This window comes from Sphingomonas cynarae, assembly GCF_039537815.1.
Classification (GTDB): Bacteria; Pseudomonadota; Alphaproteobacteria; order Sphingomonadales; family Sphingomonadaceae; genus Sphingomonas; species Sphingomonas cynarae.
Genome location: NZ_BAABBF010000010.1, coordinates 46,020 through 57,608, shown reverse-complemented (window position 1 = coordinate 57,608; position 11,589 = coordinate 46,020). Strand labels below are relative to the sequence as shown.

Below are 11,589 nucleotides of genomic sequence, written 5' to 3'. Positions count from 1 at the left end.
ACTCCGCCATTTCTCATGGCGGTTGTAGCGATACCGGAGTTTGCGGGTGTTTCCGCCCCTTACGCGGCGAGGAACATCTCGGGCGGCAACGCCATCACCGCGTCCGCGCCGCCCTCGATCTTGCGCCGCAACGCCCCCGCCTCGGGCAGGATGCGCTCCGCGAAGAAGCGCGCGGTCACCTGTTTGGCGTCGAGGAACGCGGCATCGCCTTCCCCGTCCGCTTTCAGCCGGGTCGCGGCGACCGCCATGCGCAGCCACATCAGGCCCGTCGCCACCAGCCCGGTCAGGTGCATATAGCTGACCGCACCCGCCCCGACATGGTCGGGGTTCTTCATGCCGTTGGCCATGAACCACATCGTCGCGGCCTGCTGCTCGCCCAGTGCCCTTTCCAGCCGCGTTGCCAGATCGGCGGTCGTGGCGTCGGCCTTGGCCGCGGCGATCTCGGTCGCGACCAGCTTGAAGAACGCCTGGATCGCACGGCCGCCATTCTGGGCCAGCTTGCGCCCGACCAGGTCCATCGCCTGTACCCCGTTGGTGCCTTCGTAAATCTGCGCGATCCGCGCATCGCGGACATATTGCTCCATCCCCCATTCGCGGATGTAGCCATGGCCACCATAGACCTGCTGCGCATTGGTCGCGATCTCATAGCCCTTGTCGGTGCCGACCCCCTTGATGACCGGGGTCAGCAGGCCGATCAGGTCGGCGGCCATCTGCCGATCCGCCTCGTCGACCGCACGGTGTTCCAGATCGACCTGCAACGCGCCCCACAGGCACAGGGCACGCAGTCCCTCGGTCCACGCCTTGCCTTCCATCAGCATCCGGCGGACATCGGGATGGACGAACAGCGTATCCGCCTTCTCGTCCGGTTCCGCCGGCCCGGCCAGCGCCCGGCCCTGCCGCCGGTCGCGGGCATAGTGGACCGCGTTCTGATACGCCGTCTCCGCGATGCCCAGCCCCTGCAGGCCGACGCCGAGGCGTGCCGCGTTCATCATGATGAACATTGCGGCGAGGCCCTTCATCTCCTCGCCGACCAGCCAGCCGGTCGCGCCATCATAGTTCATCACGCACGTCGAATTGCCGTGGATGCCCATCTTGTGCTCGATCGACCCGCACGACACCGCGTTGCGTGCGCCCAGCGTGCCGTCGTCGTTCACCATCACCTTGGGCACCACGAACAGCGAGATGCCCTTCGAGCTGTCCGGCGCCCCCGGCGTCTTGGCCAGGACCAGATGGATGATGTTGTCGGTCAGGTCGTGTTCGCCCGCCGAGATGAATATCTTCGTGCCGGTGATCGCGTAGCTGCCGTCGTCGTTCGGCACCGCCCGGGTACGGATCAGTCCCAGATCGGTGCCGCATTGCGGCTCCGTCAGGTTCATCGTGCCGCCCCACTCGCCCGACACCATCTGCGGCAGGTATTTTTCCTGCTGTTCGGGTGATCCCTTCACCACCAGCGCGGCGATCGCGCCATGCGCCAGGCCGGGATACATCGCGAACGCCATGTTGGCGGAGATCATGTATTCCTGGAACGCGGTCGACACGACGTGCGGCATCGCCTGCCCGCCGAACGCCTCGGGCGCGGACAGCGTGCCCCAGCCCGATTCGACGAACCGGCGATAGGCATCCTTGAAGCCGTCGGGTGTCGTCACCGATCCATCGGCATGGCGGGTGCAGCCCTGCTCGTCACCGATCTGGTTGAGCGGGAACAGCACCTCCGCGACGAAACGGCCACCCTCCTCCAGCACCGCCTCGACCGTGTCGGGGGTGGCAGCGCCGAAACCGGGGACATTCGAATAGGCGGGCAGGCCCACGACGTGTTCCAGCACGAAGCGGGTATCGCGGACGGGGGGCGTGTATTGCGGCATTACCGGGACATCCTCTGTTTATCGTTGGTCGTCGGCGCCGACGGGTTCGACGAGCGCGACGAAGTCGGCGAGTTCGGCGATCGCGGCATCGATGTCGTGTCGTTGCGCCTCCAGCGCAGCGATCCGCGCACGGCAGCGCTCGATCGTCACCTGCCGCTGCAACCGCCGGCCGTCGTCCAGATCGTACAGGTCGATCATCTCGCGGATTTCGCCGAGCGAAAAACCGACCCGCTTGCCGCGCAATATCCACGCCAGCCGGGCGCGATCGCGGTGCGAATAGACGCGGACGGTACCGCGCCGATCGGGAGCGATCAGCCCTTCGTCCTCGTAGAAACGCAGCGCCCGCGCGGTGACCGCGAACTCCTCGCACAGGTCGGAAATCGAATAATCGTCGCGGTCGTGACGCGGGGTGATCGCCGCATAGGAAGCTGCATCGGCCATGCGCTCCTATCGCATGACGTTTACGTCAACGTCAAGTAACGGGTATCAGCCGATCGCCATCGATCCGGCGATAGAAGCAGCTCGCCGCACCGGTGTGACAGGCCGGCCCCGCCGGATCGGCAATCAGCCACAGCGCATCCTGATCGCAATCGATCCGCATCTCCACCACGCGCAGGACGTTGCCGGACGTCTCGCCCTTCTTCCACAGGCGCTGCCGGCTGCGCGACCAGAAGGTCGCTTCCCCCGTCGCCTGCGTCGCCGCCAGCGCCTCGGCATTCATGTGCGCCACCATCAGCAGCGCGCCCACCCGGTCGGTGACGACCGCGGTGACGAGGCCGGCGGCATCATAGGCGGGGTCGAGAGTCAGGCTGCGGTCGCGGGGATCGGTCATGCCCCCTGCCTAGCGCGCCGCCACGGCCCCGTCACCGCCATGTCAGCCGTGATCGCGGATCGCCTTGATCAGCGCGGCCTTGTCCATCTTCGACCGGCCGGCGATCCCCACCTTGCGCGCCTGCGCCAGCAGGTCGGCCTTGGTCCGGTCCTCCAGGTGGACGCTGTTGTGCGACAGCGTGCCGGCCGCCTTCGCATTGGCGATCCGCGCCGCCTTGCCGGGCGAATTGCCGTCCTCGACCAGCTTCTCGAACAACGCGTCATCCTTGATCTGCGGGCCGTGGTCGCGTGCCATGATCTCGTCTCCTTGCCGCCACCAAAACCATCGATGCGACGATCGGCTCCCGATTTTCGTGACAAACAGGCGACAAGCCGGACGACCCTATCTATAGGGCGCGCGACACCAAGAGAGCCCCGCTCCCATGCTGACCACCAATCCCTACGATGTTTCCTCCGACGACGGGGACACGCTGCGCGAAGAATGCGGCGTGTTCGGCGTCTCCGGCAGTTCCAGCGCCGCCGCGCTCGTGGCGCTCGGCCTCCACGCCCTCCAGCATCGCGGGCAGGAGGCGGCGGGCATCACCTCGTTCGACGGCACGCATTTCCACACCCATCGCGCGATGGGCCATGTCGCCGGCAATTTCGACCGCGACGACGTGATTCGCGCGCTGCCCGGCACCGTGGCGGCGGGGCATGTTCGCTATTCCACCTCGGGCGATACCGCGCTGCGCAACGTGCAGCCGCTCTATGCCGAGCTACAGTCGGGCGGCTTCGCGGTCGCGCACAACGGCAACATCTCCAACGCGCTGAAGCTGCGGCGCGAACTGGTGCGGCGCGGCTCGATCTTCCAGTCGACCAGCGATACCGAGACGATCATCCACCTGGTCGCCACGTCCAGCTACCGCACCCTGATCGACCGGTTCATCGATGCACTGAAGCAGATCGAGGGCGCCTATTCGCTGGTGGTGATGACGCCGGAGGGGATGATCGCCTGCCGCGATCCGCTCGGCATCCGGCCGCTGGTGATGGGCCGGCTGGACGATGCGGTGATCTTCGCCTCCGAGACCGTCGCGCTCGACGTCTGCGGCGCGACGTTCGAACGGATCGTGGAGCCGGGCGAACTGGTGATCGTGCAGAATGGCGAGGTCCGCTCGGTCAAGCCGTTCGCGCCTGTCCCCGCGCGGCCCTGCATCTTCGAATGGGTGTATTTCTCGCGCCCCGACTCGATCGTCGATAGTCATTCGGTCTATTCGGTCCGCAAGGAAATCGGCGCGCAGCTGGCGGCCGAATCGCCGGTCGACGCCGATCTGGTCATCCCCGTCCCCGATTCGGGCGTGCCCGCGGCGATCGGTTATGCCCAGGCGTCAGGCATCCCGTTCGAACTCGGGATCATCCGGTCGCACTATGTCGGACGCACCTTCATCCAGCCGGGCGACAAGGTCCGCCATCTCGGCGTCAAGCTGAAGCACAACGCCAACCGCGCGCTGATCGAGGGCAAGCGGGTGATCCTGGTCGATGATTCGATCGTCCGTGGCACCACCAGCCTGAAGATCGTGCAGATGATGCGCGATGCGGGCGCGGCGGAGGTCCATCTGCGCATCGCCTCTCCGCCCACCCGGCACAGCTGCTTCTACGGCGTCGACACCCCAGAGCGTACCAAGCTGCTGGCGCACAAGCTGGATCTGGGCGGGATGACCGATTTCATTCATGCCGATACGCTCGCCTTCGTCTCGATCGACGGCCTGTACAAGGCGCTGGGTGAGGCGAAGCGCGCTGATGTACGCCCCAATTACTGCGACGCCTGCTTCACCGGCGATTATCCGACCACGCTGACCGATCATGACGACAGCGCACAGGTCGACCAGTTCGCGCTGCTTGCCGAACGCGTGATCTGACCATGGCCGATCTGCCACTCGAAGGCCGCCTCGCGCTCGTAACCGGGGCCAGCCGGGGGATCGGCGCCGCCACCGCGATCGCTTTGGCGGCGACGGGCGCGCACGTCGTCGTCACCGCGCGCACCGCATCGGCGCTGGAGGAGGTGGAGGAGACGATCTTCGCCGCCGGCGGCTCCGCGACGATCGCCCCGCTCGACCTGACCGAAACCGATGCGATCGCCCGGCTGGCGGCGGCGGTCGGCGAACGCTGGCAGGCGCTCGACGTGATGGTGCTGAACGCCGGGATGCTCGGCAGCCTGTCGGCGGTGTCCGCGATCGATCCCAAGGAATTTGCACAGGTGCTGACGCTCAACGTCAGCGCTCAAGGGGCGATGATCGCCGCGTTCGATCCGCTGCTCCGCCGGGCCAAGGCGGGCAAGGTGATCGGCGTCACCAGCAGCGTCGGCCGCGATCCGCGCGCCTATTGGGGTGCCTATGGTGCGTCGAAGGCCGCGTTCGAAACGCTGCTGGGCGCCTATGGCGACGAGGTCGAACAGCTCGGCCGCACCCGCGTCGCGATCCTCGATCCCGGCGCCACCCGCACGAAGATGCGCGCCCGCGCCTATCCGGGCGAGGACCCGCAATCGGTGAAGGACCCCGCGATCGTGGCGGAACGCATCGTCAGGCTGGCGGTCGACGGCTTCCCGGCGGGACATCGCGAACGGGTGGGATAGTCACCCTTCGCGCTGACCCCCTACCGTTGGTGCCCACCATCGCCCGTTCGTGCTGAGCGTAGTCGAAGCACCGCCCCACACGCATGGCCTTCGGCCTCGCTCGGGCAGAACGGATGGGCGGCATCACCCCTTCACCAACGTCACCTGCGCGACGTCGATCCCGCCGCCGCGGAACCCGCCCTCGCAATACATCAGGTAATAGCGCCACAGTCGCCGGAACCGCGCATCCAGCCGTGCTGGCAGCCGCCCCTCGCGGTCGGCAGCGTCGAAACGCTGGCGCCATTGCCGCAGCGTCTCGGCATAGTCCAAGCCGAAACCGTGCCGGTCCTGCCAGTCCAGCCCGCGCGCGGCCGCCAGCGTGCGGAACCGCGGTTCGGACAGCAGCATTCCGCCGGGGAACACGTGCCGCTGGATGAAATCGACGCTGGCGGCATAGGCGGGGAACACGTCGTCGGCGATCGCGATATACTGGATCGCGGCGCGCCCGCCCGGCTTCAGCGCGGCGGCGATCGCGTCGAGATAGGCGGGCCAGTATTCCTGTCCCACCGCCTCGACCATCTCGATACTGGCGACCGCGTCGAACTGCCCGGCCACATCGCGATAATCGGTCAGCGCCACGTCGACGCCGGGCAGCGCCCGCGCATCCACTGCCGCCTTCTGTTCGGCGGACAGCGTCAGCGCATGGACGCGTCGGCCCTCACCCGCCGCCAGTGCCGCGAACGATCCCCAGCCGCAGCCGATCTCCAGCACCGTGTCGCCCGGCGCGGTCGCGGTGCGGTCCAGTATGGCGTGCAGCTTGGCGGCCTGCGCCTCGGCCAGCGATTGACCGGGGCGCTCGAAGATCGCGCTCGAATAGGTCAGGCTCTCGTCCAGCCATTCGTGGTAGAAATCATTGCCCAGATCGTAATGCGCGGCGATGTTGCGCCGCGCGCCGCCCCGGTCGTTGCGCCGCAACCGGTGCCATGCCCGCCCCGCCAGCCGCGCGACCGCCCCCGCGCGTGCCGCATCGCCCAGCGGCACGCGGTTGCGCATGAACAGATCGAACAACGGTACGGCATCGGGGCTGGACCAGTCGCCCGCCTCCCATCCCTCGTACCAGCCGACCGAACCGGCGGTGGCCAGCCGCCACAGCGCGCGCCAGCGATGCACCGCGACCGTCGCGACCGGCCCGTCCGCCCGCCCGCCGATCAGCCGCGCGCTGCCGTCCGGCAGCGTCGCCTCGATCGCCCCGACTGCCAGCCCGCGATCGATCCGGTCGAGCAGCCGGTGGAACGGATGCGACAGCACCCGCACGGGCAACGACACGCGACGACGATGGATGGCCCCGGCTTTCATGCGCGGCCCCATGCACCCGCATCGCCGGCAGGGGAAGCCCGCTCGGTCGAGCGGCTTGGCTCGATGGATCGTCCGGGCGGGAGCACGAAGGTCCCCAGGAACGCTCCGTCAGATCGCCCGCGCCGCCGCCAGCGCCCGCTCGCGCGCCTCGCGGTGGCCGACGACCTTGGCCGGATAGTTCGCCGGCCGGCATCCCGCCGCGTCGGGATCGTGGATCGCCGCGTCGCCCACGTCCGCCAGTTCGGGCACCCAGCGGCGGATATAGTCGCCCGCGTCGAACTTTTCCGACTGGCCGAGCGGCGCCATGATCCGCCCGAACATGTTGGCGTCGACCCCGGTGCCCGCGACCCATTGCCAGTTGACGGCATTGTTGCCGTAATCGGCATCCACCAGACAATCCCAGAACCAGCGCTCGCCCGCACGCCAGTCGATCAGCAGGTGCTTCACCAGGAAACTGGCGGTGATCATCCGCACCCGGTTGTGCATCCAGCCGGTGTTCCACAATTGGCGCATCCCGGCATCGACGATCGGATAGCCGGTATGCCCGGTCTGCCAGGCACACAGATCGGTCTTGGCCTCCACTCCCTGCCGCCATCGCAGCCGGTCATACTTCGCGCGGCCATTGGCATCGGCATAATCGGGCAGCGCCATTACGACGCCGCTGGTGAAATCCCGCCACGCCAGTTCTTTCAGGAAGGTGTGGCCGGCATCGACATCGGCCGCGTGCCACACCGCCCGTGCCGAAATTTCGCCGAAATGGAGATGGGGCGACAGCCGCGTCGTGCCCTCGGTCGCGGGCAGGTTGCGCGCCTCGTCATACTCGCCCAGCAGGTCCGCGATGTCCGCCACCTTCGCCTGCGCGCACGCCTCGCCCGGCGTCCAGTCGTCATCGAACCCACCCGACCAGTCGGGCGCGGTCGGCAACAACTTCCAGTCGGCCGGATCGTCGCTCGCCGGCCATTGCTCTGGCGCGGCGATAGTTTCGGGGGCGGGATAGGGCTCCTCGGGCGGCAGGAAGTTCTGCAGCGCCTTCCAGAACGACGAATACATCCGGAACGGCTGGCCGCCGCCGGTGCGGACATCCTCGATTCGAGTCAGGTGGTTGCCGTCGTGCAGGTGGAGCCGGTCGCCCAGCGCCGTCTCCGCCGCCCGCCACCATGGTTCGTAATGCCGCAAGGCGTGGACGCGCGCCGCCCCCGTCTCCTCGATCACCGACGCCAGAACTTCTTCGGCCCGGCCGCGCCGCAGGATCAGGCGGCTTCCCTTCGCCTCCAGTGACGCGGAGAGCGCCGCAAGACTGTGGTGTAGCCACCAGCGCTGCGCGCCGCCGATCCGCCAGCTACCCGGCGTCTCGTCGTCGAGGATATAGAGCGGGATCACCGGTCCCTCGCCCGCTGCGGCGATCAGCGCGGGTTGATCGCAAAGGCGCAGGTCCTGACGGAACCAGAGGATGACGGGATCGGGCATGCCCCGCCTAACGGTCGCCCGCGCCAAATGCTCCCGCTTCCTGTTCGGCCAGCACCTCCCCCAGCGTCAGGATCGCATGAACGTGCCGCCGGGCGATCGCCATCACATCGTCGCCATATCCGCCGCCCACCGTGCAGGCCACCGGCACGCCCCGCTCCCGCGCCAGCCGCGCCACCAGCCGCTCGCGCGCCACAAGCCCCGCCAGCGTCAGGTCCAGCCGCCCCAGCCGGTCGCCGCCGAACGGGTCGACCCCCGCCTGATACAGGATCAGTTGCGGCCGCATGTCGTCCAGCAGCGGTACCAATGTCTGTTCCAGCGTGGCCAGATAATCGGCATCGCCGATCCTGTCCGCCAGCGGCACGTCGAGCGTCGATCGGGCCTTGCGGGCGGGAAAGTTCTTTTCGGCATGGATCGAATAGGTCGCGATCTCCGGCCGTCCTGCGGTCAGCACCGCGGTGCCGTCGCCCTGATGCACGTCGACATCGACGATCAGCACCCGGTCGACGCGGCCTTCCTCCACCAGTCTGATCGCTGCCACCGCCAGATCGTTGAAAACGCAGTATCCCGCCCCGGTGTCGGGCAGGGCATGGTGGCTGCCGCCGGCGGTATTGGCGGCAAAGCCGTGCGCCATCGCCAGCAATGCGGCCAGATAAGTGCCCCCCGGCACCGCCGCGGCGCGGGTCGCGACGACCGGCGTCACCGGAAAGCCGATCCGGCGCTCCTTGGCATGGGGCACCTGCGCGGTCAGCACCTCGGCGACATAGTCGGGGTCGTGCGTCGCCTCCAGCCATGCCGCCGGCATCGGTTCGGGCAGGTGCCAGGCGATCCGTTCCCCTTCGGCGACTAGCAGGTCGCGGATCGCTCCGTTCTTGCCCCAGCGATAGGTGGACCGGGCCGGCGCCTCGGTGACATAGGCCGGGTGGTGGACGACATGGATCACGCCGATTAGGTAGGACGGCGACCCCGCCCCCGCCATCCCGATTTCAGCCCGGAGCCTGCATGACCGACCATTATGTCCGTCCCGATGTCCGGCAGTTCCTCGATTATCTCAATGCCTTGCCGGGGCCACGCACCCATGAGCTCGATCCCGTAGCCGCGCGGCAGATGTTCACCGCGACGAAGGACCTGACCGACCTGCCCTTGGGCGATCTGGCGACGATCCGGGATATCGCCATTCCCGGACCCGATGGTCCGATCCCCGCCCGCCTGTTCGATGCGGCGGAAACGCGGGTGCCGGGCCCGGTGATGGTCTTCTATCATGGCGGCGGCTTCGTGTTCGGCGAGATCGAGACGCATGCCTCGCTGTGCGCGGAGATGGCGCGAGTGCTGGGGATGCCGGTGCTGTCGGTCGAATACCGGCTGGCGCCCGAACATCGCTGGCCCGCCGCCCCCGACGATGCGGAGGCGGCGGCGCGCTGGGTCGTGTCGAACCCGGCGGCGCTTGGCCGTACCGCGACCGGCCTCGTCCTGTCCGGCGACAGCGCCGGCGGGATGCTGACGATCGTGACCGCGATGGCGCTGCGCGACCGGCCGGCGGCGGTGCCCGTCATCGCGCAGGCACCGCTCTATCCCGTCACCGATCCCGCCGGCCGCTACCCGTCGTTCGAGGAGTTCGCCGAGGGGTATCTGCTGACCAAGGCGGCGATGTTGTGGTTCGGCGACGCCTATCAGGCGGATATCGCGCATATGCGCGGCTCGCCGATGCTGGCACCGCTGGCCGGGATGCCCCCGGCGGTGATCGTCGCCGCCAGCCTCGATCCCCTGCGCGATCAGGGTCGCGCCTATGCCGCCCGCCTGATCGAGGCGGGCGTGCCGACCGTCTACCGCGAGGCGGTGGGGACGATCCACGGCTTCGCGACGCTGCGCAAGGCGATCCCCTCCGCAGTCGGTGACATCGCCGGCTTCCTCGTCGCGCTGAAGGCGGTGGTGGCCGAGTCCGAGGCGGCACGCGTGATGGTGCAGGCGGCCCGATGACCGACCTGCCTTATCGCCCTTGTGCGGGGATCATGCTGATCGATCGCACCGGCCGCGTCTTCGTCGGCCAGCGCATGGATTCGACGCTGGAGGCATGGCAGATGCCGCAGGGAGGGATCGATCCCGGCGAGGAGCCGCTGACCGCCGCTATGCGTGAGCTTGGTGAAGAAACCGGGATCGCGCCCGACAAGGTTGAACTGATCGAGGCGGCCGACGGTGACTTCGTCTACGATCTGCCCCCCGAACTGGTCGGCAAGGTATGGAAGGGGCGCTGGCGCGGGCAGACCCAGCGCTGGTTCCTGTTCCGGTTCCTGGGCGAGGACACCGATATCGACATCGCCACCGCGCATCAGGAGTTCCGGGCGTGGCGCTGGATCGAGCCGGACGACCTGCCCCGGCTGATCGTGCCGTTCAAGCGCGCGCTCTACGAGGCGGTACTCGCGGCGTTCCGGCCCCGGCTCGACGCGGAGCGTGCGCGCTGACCGGTTGCAGCGCGGCATCGGTCGGGTAAGGAAGGTCGCGTGCCGTTCCCGATCCTCCTGCTGGCTGCCACTGCCCCCGCCCCGGTCATCGCCCCGGTCATCGCCCCGGTCGCGATCCCGCCCGCTACCGACCCGCAGACCGCCGCCGGCGCGATGATCCCCGAATCGATCCGCGCGATGCTGGACGCCGCGATAGAATCGGGAAATGACGGCGACGTATCGACCATCGTCAAATATGCCCGTTCCGCCGATCCGCTCAGCGGCGATGCGGTGCTGGCGATCGCGCAGAAATGGCGGGACGACCGTGCCGCCGCGCGTGAACAGGTGATCCGGCAGGCCAGTTTCCTGAACCTGTGGAAGGGGCGTGCCGAGGTCGGCGGCTTCGTCACCACCGGCAATTCCGACACCGCCGGCGGCAGCGCGGTACTCGCGGCGGAGCGTGAGGGGCTGCAATGGCGGCAAAAGTTCCGCGTCCAGGCGGACTATCAGGAAAGCCTGAACGTCACGACGCGCGAGCATTATCTCGTCGCCTACGAACCCAACTACAAGATCGACGACCGCGCCTATATCTACGGCGCGGTGCAATATGAAAGCGACCGGTTCCTCGGCTATACCGATCGTTTCTCGGCATCGAGCGGCGCCGGCTACAGCCTGCTGAAAAGGCCGCGGATGCAGCTTGACCTCGAACTCGGGCCCGGTTTCCGTCATACCGAATTTACCGACGCGACCGTCCAGTCGAGCATAGCCGGGCGTGGATCGATGGATTTCCGCTGGCAGATACTGGGCGGCCTGACGCTGCGCCACATCGCCTCCGCCTATGTCCAGCGGTTCAATTCGACGGTGAGTACGACGACCTCGGTCAACGCCAAGCTGCTCGGGCCGCTGTCTGCCCAGCTGTCGTACAACGTCCAGTATGAAAGCATGCCGCCGGAAGGGCGGGAGACGACCGACACGATCAGCCGCGCATCGTTGGTCTACACTTTTTGACGCCACTTGATCCGATCGGGCGCGATGCGATCGCGGGGATCGA

General features: G+C 67.9%; 12 protein-coding genes. 5 read left to right on the top strand and 7 right to left on the bottom strand.

Features of this window, described 5'->3' with window-relative positions; genetic code table 11:
• Positions 1 to 59: 59 nt before the first annotated feature.
• From ABD719_RS16610 to ABD719_RS16595, 4 genes are read right to left on the bottom strand one after another with little or no spacing between them, the layout of a single operon-like run.
• The gene (locus tag ABD719_RS16610; protein WP_344694480.1) at positions 60 to 1,862 is read right to left on the bottom strand and encodes an acyl-CoA dehydrogenase C-terminal domain-containing protein; all 1,803 of its coding nucleotides are present in this window, start codon (positions 1,860 to 1,862) and stop codon (positions 60 to 62) included.
• A gap of 18 nt (positions 1,863 to 1,880) precedes the next feature.
• Positions 1,881 to 2,303, bottom strand: a complete 423-nt coding sequence (locus ABD719_RS16605) for a MerR family transcriptional regulator (RefSeq protein ID WP_344694479.1) — start codon at positions 2,301 to 2,303, stop codon at positions 1,881 to 1,883.
• Between the two features lie 31 nt (positions 2,304 to 2,334).
• Positions 2,335 to 2,694, bottom strand: coding sequence for a phosphoribosyl-AMP cyclohydrolase (gene hisI, locus ABD719_RS16600; RefSeq protein ID WP_344694478.1), 360 nt, complete (start codon positions 2,692 to 2,694; stop codon positions 2,335 to 2,337).
• A 42-nt stretch (positions 2,695 to 2,736) separates the two neighbouring features.
• Entirely contained in the window at positions 2,737 to 2,988 is a 252-nt protein-coding gene (locus ABD719_RS16595; RefSeq protein ID WP_344694477.1) for a DUF7218 family protein, read from the bottom strand.
• 127 nt (positions 2,989 to 3,115) lie between these two features.
• Between ABD719_RS16595 and purF the strand changes: the two genes are divergently transcribed.
• Both purF and ABD719_RS16585 read left to right on the top strand, forming a co-directional pair.
• Complete coding sequence (gene purF, locus ABD719_RS16590; RefSeq protein ID WP_192129610.1) at positions 3,116 to 4,588, top strand: amidophosphoribosyltransferase; 1,473 nt, start codon at positions 3,116 to 3,118, stop codon at positions 4,586 to 4,588.
• 2 nt (positions 4,589 to 4,590) lie between these two features.
• The gene (locus ABD719_RS16585; protein WP_344694476.1) at positions 4,591 to 5,301 is read left to right on the top strand and encodes an SDR family NAD(P)-dependent oxidoreductase; all 711 of its coding nucleotides are present in this window, start codon (positions 4,591 to 4,593) and stop codon (positions 5,299 to 5,301) included.
• A 123-nt stretch (positions 5,302 to 5,424) separates the two neighbouring features.
• Here ABD719_RS16585 and ABD719_RS16580 read toward each other — a convergent pair whose 3' ends face one another.
• The 3 genes from ABD719_RS16580 to ABD719_RS16570 all read right to left on the bottom strand — a co-directional run bounded on the left by ABD719_RS16580 (position 5,425) and on the right by ABD719_RS16570 (position 9,043).
• Complete coding sequence (locus ABD719_RS16580) at positions 5,425 to 6,636, bottom strand: class I SAM-dependent methyltransferase (protein ID WP_344694475.1); 1,212 nt, start codon at positions 6,634 to 6,636, stop codon at positions 5,425 to 5,427.
• 108 nt (positions 6,637 to 6,744) lie between these two features.
• Positions 6,745 to 8,103: a cryptochrome/photolyase family protein gene (locus ABD719_RS16575; RefSeq protein WP_344694474.1), complete on the bottom strand. Its 1,359-nt coding sequence runs from the start codon at positions 8,101 to 8,103 to the stop codon at positions 6,745 to 6,747.
• Positions 8,104 to 8,110: 7 nt separating this feature from the next.
• Positions 8,111 to 9,043, bottom strand: coding sequence for a histone deacetylase family protein (locus tag ABD719_RS16570; RefSeq protein ID WP_344694473.1), 933 nt, complete (start codon positions 9,041 to 9,043; stop codon positions 8,111 to 8,113).
• Between the two features lie 59 nt (positions 9,044 to 9,102).
• On the opposite strand from ABD719_RS16570, the gene ABD719_RS16565 reads away from it, so the two are divergent.
• From ABD719_RS16565 to ABD719_RS16555, 3 genes are read left to right on the top strand one after another with little or no spacing between them, the layout of a single operon-like run.
• Positions 9,103 to 10,077 carry an alpha/beta hydrolase gene (locus ABD719_RS16565; RefSeq protein ID WP_344694472.1) on the top strand — a complete coding sequence of 325 codons (975 nt, stop codon included), beginning with the start codon at positions 9,103 to 9,105 and terminating at the stop codon, positions 10,075 to 10,077.
• Positions 10,074 to 10,559, top strand: coding sequence for an RNA pyrophosphohydrolase (locus ABD719_RS16560; RefSeq protein ID WP_344694471.1), 486 nt, complete (start codon positions 10,074 to 10,076; stop codon positions 10,557 to 10,559). The genes ABD719_RS16565 and ABD719_RS16560 overlap by 4 nt, the downstream gene beginning before the upstream one ends.
• A gap of 39 nt (positions 10,560 to 10,598) precedes the next feature.
• Positions 10,599 to 11,546 (top strand): DUF481 domain-containing protein, encoded by a 948-nt coding sequence (locus tag ABD719_RS16555; protein WP_344694470.1) that lies wholly within the window; start codon positions 10,599 to 10,601, stop codon positions 11,544 to 11,546.
• The last annotated feature ends 43 nt before the right edge of the window (positions 11,547 to 11,589 follow it).